Origin of the sequence: Actinomadura sp. NTSP31, from assembly GCF_041951385.1 — a bacterium.
GTDB classification, from domain to species: domain Bacteria; phylum Actinomycetota; class Actinomycetes; order Streptosporangiales; family Streptosporangiaceae; genus Spirillospora; species Spirillospora napierensis.
Genome location: NZ_JBGNUT010000031.1, coordinates 105326 through 125338, shown reverse-complemented (window position 1 = coordinate 125338; position 20013 = coordinate 105326). Strand labels below are relative to the sequence as shown.

At 71.4% G+C, this 20013-nt stretch carries 22 protein-coding genes; 6 read left to right on the top strand and 16 right to left on the bottom strand.

The window, feature by feature from the left end; genetic code table 11:
* Positions 1 to 28 precede the first annotated feature (28 nt).
* Positions 29 to 1411: a pyridoxal phosphate-dependent decarboxylase family protein gene (locus ACA514_RS38340; protein ID WP_375046195.1), complete on the top strand. Its 1383-nt coding sequence runs from the start codon at positions 29 to 31 to the stop codon at positions 1409 to 1411.
* Here ACA514_RS38340 and ACA514_RS38335 read toward each other — a convergent pair.
* The 3 genes from ACA514_RS38335 to ACA514_RS38325 form a co-directional block, all read right to left on the bottom strand.
* Positions 1303 to 2049: an FAD-dependent oxidoreductase gene (locus ACA514_RS38335; RefSeq protein ID WP_375046194.1), complete on the bottom strand. Its 747-nt coding sequence runs from the start codon at positions 2047 to 2049 to the stop codon at positions 1303 to 1305. The two genes, ACA514_RS38340 and ACA514_RS38335, sit on opposite strands and share 109 nt — an antisense overlap.
* A 90-nt stretch (positions 2050 to 2139) precedes the next feature.
* The gene (locus ACA514_RS38330) at positions 2140 to 2673 is read right to left on the bottom strand and encodes an integrase core domain-containing protein (RefSeq protein ID WP_375046193.1); all 534 of its coding nucleotides are present in this window, start codon (positions 2671 to 2673) and stop codon (positions 2140 to 2142) included.
* 277 nt (positions 2674 to 2950) lie between these two features.
* Positions 2951 to 3229, bottom strand: a complete 279-nt coding sequence (locus ACA514_RS38325; protein WP_375046192.1) for a hypothetical protein — start codon at positions 3227 to 3229, stop codon at positions 2951 to 2953.
* Positions 3230 to 3312: 83 nt separating this feature from the next.
* Here ACA514_RS38325 and ACA514_RS38320 point away from each other — a divergent pair, with 83 nt between their 5' ends.
* Both ACA514_RS38320 and ACA514_RS38315 read left to right on the top strand, forming a co-directional pair.
* Positions 3313 to 4089, top strand: a complete 777-nt coding sequence (locus ACA514_RS38320) for an IS3 family transposase (RefSeq protein ID WP_375046212.1) — start codon at positions 3313 to 3315, stop codon at positions 4087 to 4089.
* 424 nt (positions 4090 to 4513) lie between these two features.
* Entirely contained in the window at positions 4514 to 5638 is a 1125-nt protein-coding gene (locus tag ACA514_RS38315; RefSeq protein ID WP_375046191.1) for a hypothetical protein, read from the top strand.
* A 1163-nt stretch (positions 5639 to 6801) separates the two neighbouring features.
* On the opposite strand, the gene ACA514_RS38310 is transcribed toward ACA514_RS38315, so the two are convergent.
* Together ACA514_RS38310 and ACA514_RS38305 are read right to left on the bottom strand one after the other, a co-directional pair.
* Positions 6802 to 7032, bottom strand: a complete 231-nt coding sequence (locus ACA514_RS38310; protein ID WP_375046190.1) for a hypothetical protein — start codon at positions 7030 to 7032, stop codon at positions 6802 to 6804.
* A 127-nt stretch (positions 7033 to 7159) separates the two neighbouring features.
* Positions 7160 to 8284 (bottom strand): glycoside hydrolase family 76 protein, encoded by a 1125-nt coding sequence (locus ACA514_RS38305; RefSeq protein ID WP_375046189.1) that lies wholly within the window; start codon positions 8282 to 8284, stop codon positions 7160 to 7162.
* Between the two features lie 282 nt (positions 8285 to 8566).
* Here ACA514_RS38305 and ACA514_RS38300 point away from each other — a divergent pair, with 282 nt between their 5' ends.
* The 3 genes from ACA514_RS38300 to ACA514_RS38290 all read left to right on the top strand — a co-directional run bounded on the left by ACA514_RS38300 (position 8567) and on the right by ACA514_RS38290 (position 10240).
* On the top strand, positions 8567 to 9319 hold the full coding sequence (locus ACA514_RS38300) for a DeoR/GlpR family DNA-binding transcription regulator (protein WP_375046188.1): 753 nt from the start codon (positions 8567 to 8569) through the stop codon (positions 9317 to 9319).
* Between the two features lie 123 nt (positions 9320 to 9442).
* Complete coding sequence (locus tag ACA514_RS38295; protein WP_375046187.1) at positions 9443 to 9895, top strand: hypothetical protein; 453 nt, start codon at positions 9443 to 9445, stop codon at positions 9893 to 9895.
* A 75-nt stretch (positions 9896 to 9970) separates the two neighbouring features.
* Entirely contained in the window at positions 9971 to 10240 is a 270-nt protein-coding gene (locus ACA514_RS38290; RefSeq protein ID WP_375046186.1) for a hypothetical protein, read from the top strand.
* A gap of 319 nt (positions 10241 to 10559) precedes the next feature.
* Here ACA514_RS38290 and ACA514_RS38285 read toward each other — a convergent pair whose 3' ends face one another.
* The 11 genes from ACA514_RS38285 to ACA514_RS38235 are packed head-to-tail and all read right to left on the bottom strand — an operon-like array spanning position 10560 to position 19999.
* Entirely contained in the window at positions 10560 to 11375 is an 816-nt protein-coding gene (locus tag ACA514_RS38285; RefSeq protein WP_375046185.1) for an HpcH/HpaI aldolase/citrate lyase family protein, read from the bottom strand.
* Entirely contained in the window at positions 11372 to 12526 is a 1155-nt protein-coding gene (locus ACA514_RS38280; RefSeq protein ID WP_375046184.1) for an acyl-CoA dehydrogenase family protein, read from the bottom strand. Before ACA514_RS38280 ends, ACA514_RS38285 begins: the two co-directional genes overlap by 4 nt.
* Entirely contained in the window at positions 12526 to 12885 is a 360-nt protein-coding gene (locus tag ACA514_RS38275) for a Zn-ribbon domain-containing OB-fold protein (protein WP_375046183.1), read from the bottom strand. Before ACA514_RS38275 ends, ACA514_RS38280 begins: the two co-directional genes overlap by 1 nt.
* Complete coding sequence (locus ACA514_RS38270) at positions 12882 to 14024, bottom strand: acetyl-CoA acetyltransferase (protein WP_375046182.1); 1143 nt, start codon at positions 14022 to 14024, stop codon at positions 12882 to 12884. Before ACA514_RS38270 ends, ACA514_RS38275 begins: the two co-directional genes overlap by 4 nt.
* Positions 14021 to 14416, bottom strand: coding sequence for a MaoC/PaaZ C-terminal domain-containing protein (locus ACA514_RS38265; protein WP_375046181.1), 396 nt, complete (start codon positions 14414 to 14416; stop codon positions 14021 to 14023). The genes ACA514_RS38270 and ACA514_RS38265 overlap by 4 nt, the downstream gene beginning before the upstream one ends.
* A complete protein-coding gene (locus ACA514_RS38260; protein ID WP_375046180.1) occupies positions 14413 to 14904 on the bottom strand; it encodes a MaoC family dehydratase N-terminal domain-containing protein in 492 nt (163 codons plus the stop codon). Before ACA514_RS38260 ends, ACA514_RS38265 begins: the two co-directional genes overlap by 4 nt.
* Positions 14901 to 15953 carry a Rid family hydrolase gene (locus tag ACA514_RS38255; protein WP_375046179.1) on the bottom strand — a complete coding sequence of 351 codons (1053 nt, stop codon included), beginning with the start codon at positions 15951 to 15953 and terminating at the stop codon, positions 14901 to 14903. The genes ACA514_RS38260 and ACA514_RS38255 overlap by 4 nt, the downstream gene beginning before the upstream one ends.
* A gap of 17 nt (positions 15954 to 15970) precedes the next feature.
* The gene (locus ACA514_RS38250; protein WP_375046178.1) at positions 15971 to 17302 is read right to left on the bottom strand and encodes an MmgE/PrpD family protein; all 1332 of its coding nucleotides are present in this window, start codon (positions 17300 to 17302) and stop codon (positions 15971 to 15973) included.
* Complete coding sequence (locus tag ACA514_RS38245; protein WP_375046177.1) at positions 17299 to 18504, bottom strand: CaiB/BaiF CoA transferase family protein; 1206 nt, start codon at positions 18502 to 18504, stop codon at positions 17299 to 17301. Before ACA514_RS38245 ends, ACA514_RS38250 begins: the two co-directional genes overlap by 4 nt.
* Positions 18501 to 19484 carry an LLM class flavin-dependent oxidoreductase gene (locus ACA514_RS38240; RefSeq protein WP_375046176.1) on the bottom strand — a complete coding sequence of 328 codons (984 nt, stop codon included), beginning with the start codon at positions 19482 to 19484 and terminating at the stop codon, positions 18501 to 18503. Before ACA514_RS38240 ends, ACA514_RS38245 begins: the two co-directional genes overlap by 4 nt.
* Positions 19481 to 19999: a MaoC family dehydratase gene (locus ACA514_RS38235; protein WP_375046175.1), complete on the bottom strand. Its 519-nt coding sequence runs from the start codon at positions 19997 to 19999 to the stop codon at positions 19481 to 19483. The genes ACA514_RS38240 and ACA514_RS38235 overlap by 4 nt, the downstream gene beginning before the upstream one ends.
* Positions 20000 to 20013: the final 14 nt, after the last annotated feature.

Sequence of the window (20013 nt, the reverse complement as noted above, 5' to 3'; positions counted from 1 at the left end):
CTGAAGTCACTGGAATCGGAGCCCTCTCATGCACCCACGCCTCGCCACCGATCTCGCGGCACTGCCGGATCTGCTGGAGGCGACTCGCCTGCGCGCGACCGAGATCCTCGATCGCCTGCCTGACCAGCCGGTCGTGCCGCCATTGCGCCTGCCCGCCCCGGAGCCGCTCCCCGAGGAGGGGGCCGGGCTCGCGGGGGCGCTCGCCGAGTTCACCGACACGTGGGCGCCACTGCTGTCGGCCAGCGCGGGTCCCCGCTATCTGGGCTTCGTCACGGGCGGCGTCACGCCCGCCGCACTGGCGGGCGACTGGCTGACGGCGGCCGCCGACCAGAACCCCGCGTCGGCGCTCGACGACGCGGCACCGGAGCTCGAACGCCGGACGATCGGCTGGCTGCGCGACCTGTTCGGTCTCGACACCGCGTATCAGGGCGCGTTCGTCAGCGGCGCGACCATGTCCAACACGGTCGGACTCGCCATCGCCCGCGAATGGCTGGGCGAACGCCGAGGGGTCGATGTGGCGCAGGACGGCGTGGCGGCGCTGGGACGAGTACGCGTCCTGTCGGGGAGTTCGCATTCGAGCATCGCCAAGGGCCTGTCCATGCTCGGCCTCGGCCGCACCGCGTTGGTTCAGGTGCCCGTCCTCCAGGGTCGTGAGGCGGTCGACCCCGCCGCCCTGGGGCGGGCGCTGACGCAGGTCGACGGTCCCTGCGTGGTGGTCGCCAACGCCGGCACGGTCAACACCGTCGACTTCGACGATCTGCGCGCCATCGCCGCACTGCGGGAACGTCACGACTTCTGGCTCCACGTCGACGCCGCCTTCGGCGGGTTCACGGCCCTGTCACCGGACCACGCCGACCTGGTCGCCGGACTGGGCGCCGCCGACTCCATCTGCATCGACCTGCACAAGTGGATGAACGTCCCCTACGACAGCGCCGTGCAGTTCACCCGCCGCCCGGACCTCCAGGTGCGGGTGTTCCGGAACGCCGCCGCCTACCTGGGCCCGCTGGGCGAGATCCCCGACTTCGTCGACCTCACGCCGGAGAACTCCCGGCGCTGGCGTGCCCTCGCCGCCTGGTTCACGCTGCGCGCCTATGGCAGGGACGGGCACCGCGAGATCGTCCAGCGGAACATCGCCTGCGCTCAGGCGCTCGGCGAGGCCATCGAGGCGATGCCGGGGCTGCGTCTCCTGGCGCCGGTCCGCCTGAACGTCGTCTGCTTCACGCTGGCCGAGAACCCGACCGCCGAGCGCCTCGCCGGTCTCGCCGACGAGTTGAAGGACGAAGCGTTCCTCACCCCCACCACCTACGCCGGAGCCCCCGCACTCCGCGCCGCCTTCAGCAACTGGCGCACCACCGAGACCGACGTCCACCGCCTCACCGAGGCCCTGCAGACCAGGCTTGCCAAGCTCTGAGCGCCCTGCTCAGGCGGACGCGACGGGTCGGGTCGACACGCGGTAGTCGCCCAGGCGAAGGACCTCCGCTGCGTCATCGACCGGCGGATAGATCCATTCGGTGTTGACCTTGCGCTTACGAGCCTTGGCCGTCTTGCCGGTGTCGCGGACGATCCGGTCCCAGCCGAGGCGACCACCGCACCCGCGCCGCCAAGGTCCAGGCAGGTGACGTAGGGGTCGGGCTGGAACGGGACCCGCGGCCGCGCCAGCAGATCGGCGGCGACGTTGTGCCCCGCGTAACGGCCGAGCTGGAACGCGTGCTGGCATCTGGGCATGACCATGTAGCCCTCCTCGGCCGGCGCCGCGGCGGTGTCGCCCGCCGCGTGGACGCCGTCGACCCCGCACACCCGCAGGTATGGGTCGGTCACCAGCCGGCCGAGCCGGTCACGGTCACCGGGGATCTGCACGGTCAGCGGACTGGCCTGGATGCCCGCCGTCCACACCACGGTACGGGCCGGCAGTCGCGTGCCGTCCGACGGCTCGACCTTGTCCCGCTCCACCTGCCGCACGGTGGCGCCCAGACGCCGTTCCGAGTTCGTCCAGCGCCGCGATCGCCGGACGCGGAGCGGGCCCGAGTTCCGGACCGACGTGCTCGTCACGCTCGACCAGGATCACCCGTACCTGCTCGCCGTCCCCGGCGATCGCACGCTGTGCCGCTCGATTATTGAGTTATGCGGCTTGAGTTGGGGTCATGCGGCATGGCGGTATTCGTTGATAACGCCCGTGACGACGGGTCTTCGCCGGATGGATCTCAGGTCGTTTGCTTCAGCCGCGGTCCTGGCGGGCTGGCGTTCGGCATCTGGAGGTCGTTGCCGGCGGGCTTGGTGGGGCCGGTGGCCGTTGTAGTGGGTCAGGCACTCGCCGAGCACCAAGGCCAGGTACCGCTCCCCCAGGATCAACACCCGGTCCACCAGTTCACGGCGAAGGGTTCCGATGACGCGCTCGCAGATGGCGTTCATCCGAGCTGTCCGTGGCAAGGTCCTCACGACCTTGAGCCCTTCGGTCTTGAGCACCTCATCGAACGCGGCGGTGAAGACCGGATCGCGGTCGTGGATCAAAAACCGCAGCACGCCGATACGCTCCCCCGACTCCATCGCCAGGTTGCGGGCCTGCTGCACCGCCCACGCCCCCGTCGGGCACGCCGTCACCCCAGCCAGATGCACTCTGCGGGTGCCGTGCTCGATGAACACCAGCACACAGAGCCGCTTGAGCAGCACCGTCACCCGCCACCAGGAAGTCACAGGCGATGATTCCGTGCGCTTGAGCGACCAGGAACCGCCGCCAGGTCGGCTCCGCCCGACGCGGTACCGGATCGATGCCGGCTGCATACAGGATCTCCCACACCGTGGAAGCCGCAATCGTGCAGCCGAGACGGGCCAACTCGCCTGGGAACCGCCGGCGCCCCCACGCCGGGATCTCCCGCGCCATCCGCAAGATCAGCGTTCTGACCGCCGCACCCTTGCGAGGGCGACCTGGACGGCGCCGGTCAGTGAAAGTCCACTAACGGGCGACGAGATCACGGTGCCAGCGCAGGACCGTCGCCGGGGTGACCGGAAAGAGTTCGGCCCACCGCCGGCGCGGCACCAGATGGGACAACGCCGCAAACCAGAGCCGACCGCCATGACCCCAACACGGCCGACCCGCGACCTGACAGCGCAACACCTGGTCCTCATAACGCACCACCAGCAACTCGACATCCTTGGACAGACCAGACCGGACCAGCATCACCAACACGCCGAGCAGGCTCCAGACCAACCAGTACAGCACAGACAACAACACCCCGAGATCGTCGCAGCGACTCCCACGGCCCCACAGCAAAATCCCAGCTAACAGCACGAAACTGCGTATTCGAGCGGTACAGGATCGGCCGGCCCGCCTCGATACGCACACAAAGCAACGCCGAGTTGTTAAAGCTCATCCGCGCCGTCCACACCGACTCCCGGCTCAGCTACGGCGCACCGCGTATCCACGCCGAACTGACGCTCGGGCTGGGCGAGCGAGTGAACCACAAGCGGGTCGAGCGGCTCATGCGCGAGGCCGGCATCCAGGGGATTTACCGGCGCAAGGGCCGCCGCAACCCGGTCAACGAGCCCACCGAGGAGGACCTGGTGCAGCGCGCGTTCGACGTCGAGGCCCCGGACCGCCTATGGGTCACCGACATCACCGAACACCCGACCGCCGAAGGGAAACTCTACTGCGCAGCAGTTCTCGACTGCTTTTCCCGCCGCATCATCGGCCATTCCATCGATATTCGCCTGACCGGCGCCCTGGTCATCGATGCGATGGCGGCATCGGTTGCCCGCCGCAAACCACAAGTCAACTCCACGATTCAGCACTCCGACCACGGAACGCAATTCACGTCTTGGATGTTCGGGAAACGCCTGCGGGATGCGGGGCTGCTCGGCTCGATGGACACGGTCGGCGACTGTTTCGACAATGCGATGATGGAGTCGTTCTGGGGGACGATGCAGCTCGAACTTCTGGACACCAGGAAGTGGTCAACCAGAACTGAACTCGCCGCCGCGGTGTTTGAATGGATCGAGTGCTGGTATAACCCATTAATAAGGCATTCCAGTATCGGAATGCTGAGCCCGGTCGCCTTCGAGGAACAACACTGCGCCTCGCCACCGACCGGCTGACCCATCTCACCCCAGGTGGCCGTGCCCCGGGGGGAACCTCATTGAGAGTTCGGTTGGTGCGCGGTCGCCTCTCCAGGCGATCCCGTGACGACCGGCTTAGTTCGTGGATTGTGGATTCGAGTCTCCACGCGATCCACCACCCCTAACCAGAACAAACACCTCCATCTGGGCATGCCGTGATCACACCTGGGGCTGCCCTGAGGCCATCCTGGGCCGCAAAGCCGAGGACACCGCCGTTAACCCGGCAGGACGGTGACAGCAGGGCCCAACGTCACGTCGCCGCCTCCTCAACTCGGCCAAGAGAGCCGGCGCGGGGGCCGGTTCTGGTCGGGGTGGTCTTCTGGCGATCACGGCAACCGGGCCGGTGGCCGGGGCGTCCTCACTGCACGTCCGGAAACCGGGGGAAGGAGTTCATGTGCGCTTCATGAGACGTTTCGCGATTCCTGTGGTGGCGGTGGCGGGGGCGGTGCTCGCCGGGGCGCCGCCCGTCTTCGGGGCAGGAGCGGACTGGCGGAAGGTGCCGCACTCCAGTGCGGAGGGCACTCTCAAGGACGTCGCCGTGCTCGGTGGGAGCGACGCGTGGGCGGTCGGGGAGAAGCATCCGCCGTACGAGTCCGCCGATCCGGTCGCCGAGCACTGGGACGGCGCGTCCTGGAAGGAGGTGCCGGTTCCCGACACGCCGACGGGCACCGGCAGCCTCGACGGTGTCAGCGCCGTGGGATCCGACGACGTCTGGGCCGTCGGAGACAGCACCGGCCTTGGACCGGTGGTCCGGCACTGGGACGGTGTCGCGTGGACGGCGGTCCAGCCCGCCGCGCCACCCGACGGCTCGCACGTCGGCGCGGACCGGCTCAACGACATAGCGGCGGTCTCCAGGACGCAGGCATGGGCGGTCGGGTCCTTCTCCGGCCGGAGCACCCCCGGTCCGGCCACCCTGGTCGAACGCTGGGACGGGACGAAATGGTCGCGGGTGGCCTCTCCGAGCCCGGGCCCGCTCGGCAACACCCTGCAGGGGGTCGCGTCCCTGTCCGCGACCAACGCGTGGGCGGTCGGGTGGTACCTCACCGACGCGGGCAACAATGTCGCGCTGGTCCTGCACTGGGACGGCCGTACCTGGACCAGGAGCCCGGTGACCCTCCCGTCGGGCAGCACCGAGCTGCAGAGCGTCTCCGCCGTGTCCGCCAAGAATGTGTGGGCGGTCGGCGACCATGAGGGCAAGCCGCTGGTTATGCACTGGAACGGCACCCGCTGGCGCGTCCTGCCGGAGCCCGCGCTTACCGAGTCCTGGCTAAGCGCCGCGGCTCCTGACGGCAGCGGCGGGGTCTGGGTCGGCGGTTACCGCATGACGGACGGCGGGGTGACGAGCAGGCCGCTGTTCCTGCACTGGAACGGCACCCGCTGGATCACCGGCACCAGCGAGGAGACCGAGGGAACCGTCGAGGGGCTCACCCGCGTGGGCGGCTCGATCTGGGCCGTCGGGACGACCTCTCCCTGCACGTGCTACGTCGCACCGCCACTGGTCGAGGTCAACGGCCTCGTCCCACAGTGATGACCCGAATCCGTCGGCCGAGCAGCCGATGGACGTCGTCCAGCAGAGCGGAGCCTGTCGGCTCGGCGGTTCCGAACCGGATCGGCACGCCATGGCACCGTGTGACACGAGGAGCGGCTTGGATGCGGACAGAGTGACACAGACTGACACCGAGAGCACTGCTCTGATACGAGAGCTCCGGCTTTTGATCCGTAGGTTGTGGATTCGAGTCCCATGCGACCCACCGCCCCTGACCAGGGAAAACGCGGCTTCTGTCGACCGTTGGTGATCATGCCTGGGGCCGGGTTGAGGCCGCCATGCACGCAGGCCAAGCCGAACACCCCCGTGTCCGCCCAATCCTGGCGGAGGGCAAGGCCGAGTTCCCGCGCCGAGCTGCTCGCAGCCGCCGCGCCTCCGGTATGCGGTTAGTCCCTTCGCAGGCCGACGAGCAAGGACGGGAAGCGGATGCTCTCAATTACGCCGTAGAAGCCGTGTTATCGACGCGAACCCGAACAGCAGGCCGAGCCCGGATGCGGTGCCACGCCGGTTCGGGGCGCGAAGCGGTCGACCGGCGCCACACCAGGCCTGCCCGGGTATGGCTCGCCGCCAGCCGTCGACGCTGAGCCGGAGCACGGCCCCGGCGCTGGGTGGTGCCAGGCACCACACCAGCCGCGCGGAGCAGGCACGCCGCGGTCTTCTCCGCCGCGGTGTGCGCGACCTCGGGTAGCACGGAGGTGTAGGTGTCGGCGGTCAGCACGATGCTGGGCCGAGCATCTCCTGCACCACCTCCACCTCCACCCCGGCCGCCAACGCCAGCGTGGCAGCGCCGTGCCGCAGGTCGTGCAACGGATCGGTGGCACCCCGTGGGCGGCGATCAGCCGCTGAAAGACATGGGTGAGCCAGCCCGGAGAGATCGGGTCGCCGTTGCGGTTGGTAAGCACATGACCGCTGTCGCGATATCGCCCGCCGTAGGCGTCCGCCTCCGCACGCTGCCGGGAACGGTGCGCGCGCAGCGCGGCAATCGTGGTGCGATCCAGCGCGATCACCCGGGTACTGTGCACGGTCTTGGGCGGGCATACCATCAGCCGCCCGTCCCTCGGCTGCAACTGACGACAGGCCACCGCAGTGCCCTCGTCCAGGTCGACATCGCACCAGCGCAGGCCCGCCGCTTCACCGCGCCGCAGTCACCGCAACGCGATCAGATGGTAGGCCGCATACAGACGATGAACGGCGACCGCGTCCAGGAATCGGGCGATCTGAGCGGCGGTCCATACGGCCACGGCGGGCCGCTCCCCGGTCTCGCGCCAATGCTGGACACGGGCGGCGGTCCACACCACCGCCCGAGGTCTCCGGGTCGGAGGCAACGCCACCAGCGACGCCGGGTCCTCCTCCGCCAGCGGCAGATGCCCCAGCAACGGTGTGAGATACCGCCGCACAGCGCGGGCGCCCGAACGCCATCGCCACATCCGCCGGCCGGTGTTCACGTGGCGTGGCGGATGTGGCGACGTCGGTCGTTGGCGGGCGAGTCCGTTCGCTCAGTGGTTACAGGACGGCGGTGAGCAGGCTAACGGCGGACTCCTGGCGGGCGATGTCGGCCTGGTCGAACGGGCCCGTCCAGCGCAGGCCGTACTGGTCGGCGTTGTTCCGGTCGTGGGTGAAGGCGGAGCGGGCCTGGGTCGTCAGGTAGTTCCGGTACGGGTGGCCGGGGAGCGCGCGGTCGAGTTCGGCGAGGTTCCGCGCGAAGATGCCCTTGAACGCCGCCTGGTCGGAGTTGCACGTGGCGGCGGCCTCGCAGGGTTCGGTGAGGATTCCGCGCGGTGACAGGCCCGGGTCGGTGGTCACGGCGTCGGCGATCCGCCGGGCGGTGGCGAGCAGGGACGGGTCGCCGGTGGCGCGGTGCAGCTCGGTCAGGCCGCCCAGGATCACGCCCTGGTTGTACGTCCATGTGGTGCCGCCGTTGTTGCCGCAGTTTCCGCTCTGCGTCGCCAGGCCGTCGTTGACCAGGTGGGATCCGTTGATCATCCCGCTGCGGGCGAACCAGCGCCAGGCCTGGCGCGCGTGGGCGAGGTACTCGGTGTCGCCCGGGATCCGGTTGTGCAGGGAGGCGGCCAGTTCGAGGTAGAGCTCGTTGCTGATGGCGTTCTTGTAGGTCTTCGCGGGCAGGTCCCACCAGATGCCGCCGCCGCAGGTGTCGTCCCAGAACTGGCGCATGTACGCCTCGTCGGTCTCGGCGATCTTCAGGTACCTGGTGTCGCGGGTGAGGTCGTACATGCGGACCATCGCCAGCGCCCACCAGCCGGTGTCGTCGGTGGAGTCCGCGCGGAACTCGCCGCCGCCCTGCGGCCACCAGGGCAGCGGCTTGCGCTGGAGCTCGATGGTGTTCTTCACCTGGGGCAGGTAGCGGGTCGAGCGGGTCCGCGCCATGTAGTCGAGGAGCGCCTGGAGCGCGTTGCCCGACTGCCACCAGGGGCTCTCGGGCTGCCAGCGTCCGCTCGCCTGGTCGTAGAACCCCATCATCGCGTCGACGGCCGATGTGGCACGGGCCCGCGCGGACCTGTCCTCGCCCGCGTCCGCGCTTGCGGCGGACGTGCCCACGGCGAGCGCCAGCACGGCGCCCGCCACAAGGGAGATCAGACCCTTTCCCGTACGTCGCTTCAGTCCGGTCATCGCGCACCCTCCATGGCAACGAGGCGCCCCAGCCCATGGCCTCCACCCGGGCGAGCAATGCGCTGAATTGTGCCCCGGGCGGGACGAGACGCGCAAGAGTCGGCAGGATCGTTCACAAATGTGAGCGCACTTGCTTGAAATTGTCGGAGGCGTCGGTTGGTTCGCCACGACGGCGGGCAGGTGGGGAGCGCGCGTCGGCTCGTGCGCCCACGAGAGCCGACGAGCAGGAGCGTGATAGAGAATGTCTGGTGGTGATCGGTCTTGCGCGAGTACGGTCGACGCATGCTCCGGGACCGACGCCATGAGCTGATCCTCCGCGTCCTGCGCTCCGAAGGGCCGGTGACGGTGGAGACGCTGGCCGAGCGCTTGGCGGCGAGCCTCGCCACCATACGCCGCGATCTGCAAAAGCTCGACGAGGAGGGCCTCCTCAAACGGGTGCACGGCGGTGCGATGCCGGTCGAGGGCCACGACGACCCCTTCACGGACGTCGCCGAGGTCCGGCCCGCCGAGAAGGACGCCGTCGCGCTGCGCTGCGCCGAGCTGATCCAGGACGGCGAGACCGTGCTGCTCGACATCGGCACGACCGCGCACATGGTGGCGCGGCACCTGCGGGGCCGGGCGCTGACGGTCGTCACCAGCAGCCTCCCGGTGGTCGAGACGCTGGCCGACGACCAGCACGTCCAACTCGTCGTTCTCGGCGGCATGCTGCGCCGTGACTACCGGTCGCTGGTGGGCTACCTGACGGAGGACAACCTGCGGCAGATCCACGCGGACCGGCTCGTCCTCGGAACCAGCGGGATACGGCCGACCGGAACCGTCATGGACACGACGGTGGTCGAGGTGCCGGTCAAACGAGCCATGATCGCGGCCAGCGGGCAGGTGGTCCTCGTCGCCGACGCCGGCAAGTTCCCGGGCACCGGCATGGCGAAGGTCTGCGATGCCACCGACCTGGACGTGGTCATCACGAACGCTCCGGTCGATCCGGACACGGGGGCGGCCCTCGCGGATGCCGGAGTGCGGATGCTGGAGGTGTGAGGTGCTCGGCGTCCGCTGAACCGCTGCGGGGAGCCATCTGGCCGTCACTCGTCACTCTGTGTGGATCCAGCCTGGCGTGCATCGGGGAAAGTTCGTGAAGGTGGCGGACGCTAGTCTGCCGATGTGGCTGAGACTTGGAGCGAAGATCGACTCGTTGCCGGCGGCTTTCGGCGTGTCCTCGTCGAACTGGATCGGTATGACGGCGTACGCGCAGGTCTTGCCGAGGTAGACGGGAAGGTGCACTACTTCCAAAGCCTCAACCAGCTCGACATGGTTGATGAAGTTGAGTACTACGTGTGGCCCGCGAGCGACGACGTTGCGGCGATGGAACGCGAGCAATGGGTCATCTATGTCGAGTGGAACCGGCGTTATGAGGCCGGAGAGGCCGGGGTGGACAGCCATCCAGGACACGGAGGGATCGACGCGCGGTATGACGAGCTGACATCGTTGCTCACGCCGCACCGCCGGGCGCCGGCCGATGCGCTGCGCCTGGTGGCCGAGTGGCGGTTCGGCCCGGGCGCCCGCTACCGGGCCGAGGGGATCGACACCTGGGTCCGGTGGAAGGCGATCGGGTAAGTCGGCAACGAACACGACCGGCCGCTCCCCGGCCCATTGGTCGCAGCGGCCGCCGACCGGCATACCCTGACCTTCGTGTGGCTGCTCTCCGACCGCCCTACCGGCTACCGGCCCGCCACCGGAACACCGTTGCGCTTCGGCGAACTGGACGACGTCGCGTCGTCGGACGTCCTCACAGACCTGACCACCCTCACGGAAGCGGCCGCACAATCACTGGTGTCGGCGAAATGCTCCATTGGCGAAGATGAGATGCCATGGGCATCACTCCCTCAGCTCATCGTTCTCCTCCTCCAGCAGAGCCGTCCGCGAGACGGCTGCTGCTGGAGGGTGGACTGTTCGTTGTGACCGTCCTGTTCGGCGTCGCCGCGGTCGTCGCCCGTGAGGATCCCGCCAGCCGGACGACTCGCGTCCGTACCCCCTCGCGCATCAGGTGCCGCTGGTCGTCCCCAGGCCCCATCGTCCCCACTTCGCGAGTATCACCCACCGGTTACGGCAGGGGACGCCCGCATCGGTAAACGGCTCGATGCGGTCAGGCGAGGTCGCCGCCGAGGATCTTGGGGAGAGACTGTACGGTTTTCAACTGCACAGACCCCACTTGGCCGGACATGGTGTTGGGTTCCACGGGTGGCCGAGCGTAGCCACTCCGCCTGGCGTTCCTCGGCGGTCAGGCGAGCAGGGCGCGGGCGGCGCGGACGACGGCCTCGTCGACCAGGCGGCCGTCCTCGCCGACGAACACGGCGGAGCCGGAGGCCAGGGCGGCTTCGTGGCGGGCGAGCAGGGCGCGGGCCCGATCCAGCTCGGACGGTGTCGGAGTGAAGACCTCCGCGGCGACCGGGAGCTGGGCCGGGTGGATGCAGGCGCGGCCGCGGAAGCCGAGCCGCTTGAGGCGCAGCGTGGTCGCGCGGAACGCGTCGAGGTCGCGGAACTCGGTGGAGACCGGGCCGATCGGCGGGCGCAGCCCGGCGGCAGCGGATGCGGCGATCACCCGGGATCTGGCCCACAGCAGTTCGGACTCGTCCGGGCCGGGGGTGACGCCGAGGTCGGCGGCCAGGTCGGCCTCGCCGATCTGGAGGCCGGCGACCCGCGGCGCGGCGGCGATCCCGGGTGCCGCCAGGATCGCTGCCGCGGACTCCAGCAGCGGGACGACGGGCAGGCCGGGCGCGCCCGCGAGGGCGGCGTCGAGGGCGTGCAGGTCGTCCGCGCTGTCGACCTTGGCGGCGCACAGGCCGTCGAGGCCGGGGCCGGCGACCGCGCGGGCGTCGGCGCGGCCGGGTTCGCCGGGATTGATGCGGACGGTGACGTGCGGCCGGTCGGCGGGCAGCGTGCGGAGCCAGGCCGCGACGGCGGTGCGGGTCTCCGCCTTGGCGGCGAGGGGGACCGCGTCCTCCAGGTCGACGATCAGTTCGTCGGCGCCGAGCGTCAGGGCCTTGGCGAGGCGGTCCGGACGGTCGCCCGGGACGTAGAGTGCGGTCGTCCTCACCCGACGGTCTCCTGGCCGGAGGTCAGCGCCTTGGCGATGACGGTGCGCATGATGTCGTTGGTGCCCTCGCCGATGCTCATCAGCGGCGCGTCCCGGTAGAGACGCTCGACGGTGAACTCTTTGGAGTAGCCGTAGCCGCCGTGGACCTGCATCGAGGCGAGGGCGCAGTCGATGGCGGCCTCGCTGGCGAAGGTCTTGGCCATGCCCGCCTGCATGTCGACGCGGTCGCCGGCGTCGGCGCGGGACGCGGCCCAGTACACGAGCAGCCGGGCGGCCTGCACCTTGATCGCCATGTCCGCGATCTTGAGCTGGATCGCCTGGAAGTCCTGGATCGGGCGGCCGAACGCCTCGCGCCGCGCCGCGTACCGCAGTGCCTCGTCGTAGGCGGCCTGCGCGATGCCGAGGGACCGGGCGGCGACGTTGATGCGGCCGGTCTCCAGGCCGGACAGCACCTGCTGCATGCCGCGCCCCTCGGCGCCGCCGAGCAGGTTCGCGGCGGGGACGCGGACGCCGTCAAACACGATCTCGCAGGACTCGGTGCCCTTGTAGCCGAGTTTGGGCAGGTCGCGCAGTACCTCGAAGCCGTCCTCGACGAGCAGGACGGACATGCCGCGATGCGCGGGCGAGGCGGACGGGTCGGTCTTCACCAGGACGGGAAGCGGGCCGGCGTGCCGGGCGTTGGTGATCCAGGTCTTGCGCCCGTCGATCACGTAGTGGTCGCCGTCGCGGCGGGCGGTGGTGGCGATGCCCTGGAGGTCGGTGCCGGCGCCGGGTTCGGTGAGGGCGATGCCGGTGCGGCGGCGGCCGGCGGCGAGGTCGGGCAGGAACCGGGCCTTCTGCTCGGCGGTGCCGTGCCGGGCGATCATCCAGCAGGACAGCGAGTGGCTGCCGAGGATGCCGGCGATGCCCATCCAGCCCTTGGAGATCTCCTCGAAGACGAGGGCGAAGGAGACCATGTCGGCGCCGAGGCCGCCGTACTCCTCGGGGACGGTCAGCCCGAACAGGCCGAGCCCCTTCATCGTCTCGACGATCTCGGTGGGATACCGGTCGGCGGCCTCCCATTCCCGGGCGACGGGCCGGATCTCGCGGTCGACGAAGTCGCGGAGGGTGTCGCGGAAGAGGCACTGCTCGTCGGTCAGTTCGAAGTCCATCAGGCGTCCTTGGTGAAGACGGGGAGGTGGCGGCCGTCCGGGAGGGGCCGCCAGCCGAGCCGGACGGGCTCGTCGCAGGCCCACGGGCCGGGACCGTCCAGGTGGGTGAGGATGATCGGGCCTTCGGCGAGCCGGACCCGCGCGACGGTGTAGGGCACCTCGGCGTCCGGGGACGGGGCGCGGTGCACGACGGTGAACGAGTCGACGGTGCCGCGCCCGGAGGCGTCGGCGAACTCCAGGTCGGTGCCGCCGCAGCGGATGCACAGTTCGCGCGGGTAGTGCTGCGCGTGCCCGCAGGCGCAGCGCTGGACGACCAGGCGCCGGTCCCGGGTGGCGTCCCACCACCGGTCCTCGATCACCGGTCGGCTCCCAGCAGGACGGTGGCGTGGGTGGACAGGATGCCGCCGGTTCCGTGTGCGAGCGCGACCTCGGCGCCGTGGACCTGCCGGTCGCCGCATTCGCCGCGCAACTGCCGGACGGCCTCGACGAGCAGCAGCAGCCCGTACTGCCCGGGATGGCAGTAGGACAGGCCACCGCCGTTGGTGTTGAGCGGGAAGGCGCCGCCGGGGCGGGTCCGGCCGCCGGCGACGAAACCGGCGGCCTCGCCGGGCGCGCAGAACCCGAGCCCTTCGAGGGTCAGCAGGACGGTGATGGTGAAGGAGTCGTAGACCTCGGCGACGTCCACATCGGACGGTCCCAGCCCGGCCATCGCGAACGCGCGGCGTCCGGAGTCGAACGAGCCGGGGCGCAGCAGGTCGTCGGCCGAGGTCATGCTGGTGTTGGTGGTGGACTCGCCGTAGCCGAGGACGACGGCCGGCGGCCGCCGCAGGTCGCGGGCGCGTTCCAGCGAGGTGAGGACGACGGCGCCGCCGCCGTCGGTGACGAGGCAGCAGTCGGCGGACGTCAGCGGCGTCGAGAGCATCGGCGCGTCGAGGACATCCCCGGCGGTGAGCGGTCCCGCGCCGTACCGGAACGCCTTCGGGTTGCGCAGCGCCCATTCCCGCGCGGCGACGGCGACCTCGGCGATCTGCTCGCGGTCGGCCTCGTAGGCGTGCAGGTAGCGCTGCGCGGCCATCGCGTAGTACGAGATCGGGTACAGCGGCGCGTACGGCGACTCGAAGATCGCCTCGGGGGTGTGCGGGTCGGCGGCGCCGCCGAGCGACCGCGACCGCGCGGACCGCTGGTTCGACGCGAACGCGATGAGGACGGTGCCGCATTGCCCGGCCTCGATGGCCTGCGCGGCGCGGGCGACGAACATCTCGAACGCCGATCCCCCGGCGAACGTCGAGTCCGTCCAGGACGGCCGGACGCCCAGGTAGTCGGCCAGCTGGGTGGCGGAGAACCGGGAGACGCCGGTGGTCGCGATGCCGTCGACATCGGAGAGCGCGAGCCCGGCGTCGTGCAGCGCGCGGGTGACGGCCTGTGCGTGCAGGCCGAGAATGGACGCCCCGGTGACGCCAAGGTCGGATTCGGCGGCGCCGGCGATCGCGACCGTCACAGCCGCACCTCGCAGCCGGCGGGGGCGACGGCGACGCGGCCGTCCTCCACCACCTCGACCTGCTGCTCGATGGCCACCAGGCCGCTGTCCACCGCCGTGACGGTCCCGGTGCAGCGGACGGTCTCGTTCGCGAACACCAGGTTCTTGAACCGGAACCGGAGGGTCGCCAGCCGCGCGGACGGGCCGAGCCAGTCCTGCACCTGCTCGGCGAGCAGCGCGCCGAACACCTGGCCGTCCACGACGGGCGCGGGGAGCCCGCGCTGTTCGAGGAACGCGGGGTCGTAGTGCATGCGCTGCCAGTCCCACGTCGCGCCCGCATAGGCGATCATGTCGGCGAGTTCGATGCGCCGCACCAGCTCGGGGACCGCGTCCCCCACCGCGACGGCCGTCATGCGATCTCCACGTAGATCAGCGTCTCCTCGTTGGTCGCGAGCGGTTCGCCGTGCTGGTCGGTGTAGGCGGCGGTGGAGGTGACGATGAGCATCGCCTGTCCCCTGCCGTTGACCCGCTCGGTGATGTCGCTGATCCGCCAGGTCGCGGTGATGACGTCGTCCGGGCGGACGGGACGGTGGAACGCGTAGGAGTTGCCGCCGCGCACCAGCCGCGTGCCGGGGACGTCCAGACGCCACAGGTGCCCGGCGTACCCGTCGTCGCCGCGCGGCAGGCCGGTGTACTGGTTCGTCTCCATGATGAGCGTGGGCGGGGCGATGACGCCGCCGTACCCGTGCTCGCGCGCGTAGGCGTCATCGGTATAGAGCGGGTTGCCGTCGCCGACGGCCTGCGCGAAGTACCGGATCGACGCGCGCCCGAGCTCCTCCGGCGCCGTGTAGACGACCTCGCTCCCGATGAGCGCTCTCATCTCCTCGGTCAGCAGGCTCATGCGCTCTCTCCCGCCGGGGCGAGCACCGCCGTCGGGACGACCTCGATCATGAAGTCGGGGCGCAGCAGGGCCGAGCACACCACCGAGGACAGCGCCGGGGAGTCGCCGAAGTACCTGTGGCGGATCTCGGCGACGTCGCCGTAGCCGGCGACGGCGTCCGGGGTGAGGTACTCGACGAGCCGGACGACGCCGCCGTAGGGCGGCCGGTCGCCGAGGCCCGCCTCGCGGAGCGTCGCCGCGATGGAGGCGTAGACGTACTCGGCCTGGGCGAGCAGGTCGCCGTCGAAGATGCCCTTCTGGGTGGCGGGTTCGAGCGCCCCGAACCCCGACATGAACAGGGTGCCGCCCGCCGCGACGCCCGGCTTGTAGGTGAGCGTGTCGTACCGCTTCCAGCCGGGGTTGACGGTCTTCGGCGTCGCGGTCGACGCGATCGCGTCCAGCGACACCATCGCGCCCGGCACGACCGGCCGGTCGACGATGATGCCGGCGGCGCCGGGGTACACCCCGTCCGCGGTGCCGAGGAGTTCCTTGCGGACCCGGCCGCAGCGCGGGTACTCCGACCGGGTCGCGCTCGCCGTGTAGTCGGTCGTCCGGACGAGCGCGCCGAGCCCGAGCCCCGCGGCTTTCAGCAGGTCGGCGGCCTGTTCGAGGCACTGCCGGTACTGGGAGCGGAAGTCGCCGCCGCGCGGGTGCAGGCTCGGGAGGTAGACGATGCCGCCGGCGACGCGGACCGTGCCGCGGTGCATGCCGTCGTCGGGTGCGGCCTCGAACAGCTCGCCGCCGCCGGGGAAGGCGGTCAGCTCGACGGCCAGGTCCTCGCCGCCGGGCAGCGCTTCGACGGCCACCGTCGCGACCGGCGCGCGGTGGGCGCCGAGCGCGTCCCGCCGGGCCGCGTCGACCTCGGCGTACGTCGCGAGCGCGGGCCCGGTGGCGTACTCCACGACATGGACGACGTCGCCCGGCCCGGCACCGGCCTTCGCCAGCTCCGCGAGGGCCCGCCCGTAGGCGCCCCGGACCGTCCCGGCACAGGCGGACAACCGTAAGGTCATGCTTCCTCCGTTGCTGGTCACCGCGCCTCCAGGACCGCGAGCAGCGGCCGGGTCGACGTGCGGTCGGGCAGGGCGAGGATCTCGGTCACATGCCCGGGGTCGCCCAGGTTCGCGAGGGCCTTCTCCCGGACGGTCCGGTCGATGCCGGGATCGTCCGGGCCGCCGCCGCTGCGCGGGACCTCGGCGCGGATCTCGCGGCCGTCGCGGGTGACGGCGCGGAGCCGTCCCGGCTGGTCGGCGGCGGCGCCGCCGAAGTCGACGATCTCGGTGCGGACGCGGCCGGCGAGGTCGAGCACCTCGGGACGGTCGATCGCGTCGTAGGTCGCGGTGGTCACCGAGCCGTCGATCACCATGGCGGCCACGCTCCAGGGCAGGCTGAACTTCGCGTCGTAGGGCGTGCGGGGCCGCTCCTTGCCGGGCGCGCAGACGATCGGCGCGGCGTCCGGGTGCACCTCGGCGGTGATGCTCTCGACCCCGGCGCCGTGCAGGCCGCGGGCGGCGTCGAGCTGGGCGTGCAGGAGCTGGCAGGCGGGATACGGCTTGACGGTGATCCGGGTCAGCTCCCACCGCTCGCCGAGCCCGTCGACGACCACCGCCGGTTCGACGCGGCGGCCGAGCAGCGCCCCGTACAGGCCGTGCTCGCCCTCGATCACCGTGCCGGGCCCGGTCGCGCCGTGGGACGCGAGGGTCGCGGCGAGCACTCCCGCGCGCGCGGCGAAGCCGGCGTGCAGCTGCTTGGTGGACGCGCCGGTGTTGAGGAACTCCAGCAGGCCGCCGGCCTGGCTCCCGGCGATGCCGAGGGCGTGGACGGTCTCGCCGATGGTCAGCCCGCGCATCCGGGACGCGGTGAGCGCGGCGGCGAGCACCCCGCAGGCGGCGGTGGCGTGCAGGCCGCGGGAGTGGAAGCCGTGCGGGGCCGCGGCGCCGAGCCGGCAGATGGCCTCCAGCCCCACCATGGCGCCGAGCAGAAGGTCGGGTCCGCCGAGCCCGAGCGCCTCCGCTTCGGCGAGCGCTACGGGCAGGACCGGCGCCGACGCGTGCACGAGCCCGCCCGCGTGGGTGTCGTCGAAGTCGAGCGCGTGCATCAGGACGCCGTTGGCGAACGCCGCCTCGGCCCTCGTCACGCGGCCTTGGCCGGCGGGCTGCCCGATGATGGTCGCCTCGGGACGTCCGCCGCCCAGCTCCAGCGCGGTCAGGACGGCGGCGTCGGCGGCGTTCCGGCGGGATGCGGCGACCGCGCAGCCGAGACCGTCCAGGACGTGCCGGAGCGCGGCGCGCCGCACGGGTTCCGGCACGTCCCCATGGGTGAGCCCGAGCGCCCATTCCGCCAGTGCGCGGGCGGCCGTCATGCGGGCACCGGGCCGAAGGCGCCCGCGGCGGCGAGTTCGGCGACGCGTTCGGCGGTGTAGCCGAGGACTTCGGCGGTGACGTGGGCGAGGTCCTCACCGCGCCGCGGGGCGCGCCGGTAGGCGGGCGGCCGGTCGCCGGCCCGGACCGGCGAGGCGAGGTTCCTCACCGTCCCGTAGCGGGGGTGGCCGGTCTCGACGACGAGGCCGCGGGCGGCGGTGTGCGGTTCGGCGAGCGCGGCGGCGACGTCGTTGACCGGCCCGCACGGGATGGACGCGGCGTACAGGGGCTCCAGCCATTCGGCGACCGTCCGCGTCAGGAACAGCGGTTCGAGCAGGTCGAGCAGGTCGCGAGCGTTGCTCTGCCGGTCCGCGAACGTCGCGAAGCGCGGGTCGCCCGCCAGGTCCGGGCGGCCGAGGACGGTGGTGAGACGCCGCCAGAACTTCTCCTTCGCGCAGCCGACGACGAGCCAGCCGTCCTTGGCGCGGAAGTTCTGGAACGGCACCAGTGACGGGTGCGCGGAGTGCCGGGTGCGGGACGGGACGAACCCGGCGTTGAGGTGCCAGACGCCCGGGTAGGTGAGCATGGAGATCGCCGTGTCGTACAGGGAGACGTCGCAGTCCATCCCGGCGCCGTCGCGGCGGGCGGCGTGCAGGGCGGCCAGCAGCGACAGCACGGCCACGTAGCCGCCGGAGTAGTCGACGAGGGACAGCCCGGACTTGGCGGGCGGCCCGTCCGGCTCGCCGGTCAGGTCCATCCAGCCGGCGAGGCCCTGCAGGACGTAGTCGTAGCCGGGCTCCTTCGAGCGCGGGCCGGTCATGCCGAAGCCGGTGAGCGAGCAGCACACGATCCGCGGGTTGAGGTGCTTGAGGTCGTCGTAGGTGATGCGCAGCTTGGCGGGCACGTCGCCGCGCAGGTTGGAGTAGACCGCGTCGGAGACCCGGACGAGCTCCTCGAACACCGTCCGGCCCGCCTCGGTGGACAGGTCGAGCGACACCGACCGCTTGTTGCGGTTGAACGCCTCGTGGAACAGCGAGTCCTCGCCGTCGGCGTACGGGGGGACGTAGCGGCCGACGTCGCCGCCGGTCCGCGGGTCCTCGATCTTGATGATCTCGGCGCCGAGGTCGGCCAGGTGCAGCGAGCCGAACGGGCCCGCGCCGTACTGCTCCAGCGAGACGATCCGCACGTCCTCCAGCGGCCTCATGCCAGCTCCTTGATCAGGTCGATGATCCGGGCCTGCGCGGCGCGGACCTCCGCGGGGGCGAGCCCGTGCGCGGGGGGCGTCAGCTTGATCGTCGTGGCGTGCCCGGCGTAGCCGGCGATGCGGTCGGCGACCTGCCCGGCGGTGCCGCTGAGGGTGAGCGCGTCGACCATCCGGCCGGGCACGGCGGCGGCGAGGCCGTCGGCGCGCGCTCCGGCGCGGAAGGCCTCGGCCACCGCGTCCTGCTCGGCGGCGAGGTCGTGGAAGGCGAAGAAATCGGCGTAGGTGCGGACCGACGCGTAGAACCCGGCGACCCCCGCGGCACGCCGGCGCGCCTCCGCCGGGTCGTCGTCGATGGAGCAGGCGGCCGACACGACGATGTCCATGCCGGGGCGCAGCAGCGGCAGGGCGCTCTCGCGCAGCCACCCGGGCGAGCACAGCTCGTGCGAGATCCAGCCGTCGGCGACCTCCCCGGCCAGCCTCGTCATGACCGGGCCCGTCCCGGCGAGGTAGACGGGGAACGGGGTGGCGGGGAAGGGCCGCCGGTAGCCGCGCACCCGCAGGCTCGCCAGCTCCCCTTCGACGGTCATCGGCTCGCCGGACGCGGCGTGCGCGGCGAAGTGCCGGATGATCGCGACGGTCTCGCGGAGCCGCGCGGCCGGGCGCTCCCAGCGCACGCCGTGCCAGTCCTCGTTGAGCCGCCTCACGCCGGTGCCGAGGCCGAGGACGAAGCGTCCGCCGGACAGCTCGGCGAGGTCGAGGGCCTCCAGCGCGGTGGTCATCGGGCTGCGGGCGAAGGCCAGCGCGATCGCCGTGCCGACCTGGGCGCGGCGGGTTCCGGCGGCGACCGCCGCCGCCGGGACGGTCGCGCTGCGGTGCAGTTCGGGGAGCCACACGGCCTCCGCGCCGGCGTCCTCGGCGGCCCGCGCGGCCTCGACCAGCTCGGCGAGGGTCTCGCCCCACGGCCCGTAGGTGATCCTCATGCCGTCATCGGCCCGGACCTGGCCTCGGGGAAGTACTTCTTGTCGTGGGGCGCGTCCCGCTTGTAGACCATGACGGTGCGCGTCCACGAGACGACCTCGTCGCCGTCCTGGTTCAGGCCGCGGGTGGCGGCCGTGACGATGCCGGCGTAGGGCCGGGACGCCGACTCCCGCATGCCGGTGATCAGCGACTCGGCGTAGAGGGTGTCGCCGACGAACACCGGGTGGGTGAGTTCGATGTCGGTCCAGCCGAGGTTCAGCAGCGCGGTCTGGCTGATGTCGATCACCGACAGGCCGAGGACGAGCGCGACCGTCAGGCCCGAGTTCACGATGATCCGGCCCGTCGGGGAGCGGGCGGCGAAGTCGGCGTTGTAGTGGTTCTGGTTGGTGTTCAGCGTCAGCAGCGTGAACCAGGTGTTGTCGCTCTCGCCGATGGTGCGGCCGAACGGGTGCTGGAACACGTCGCCGACGGCGAAGTCCTCGTAGTACCGGCCGATACGGGCTTCGTGGACGGTCATCCGGCCTCCTCCGG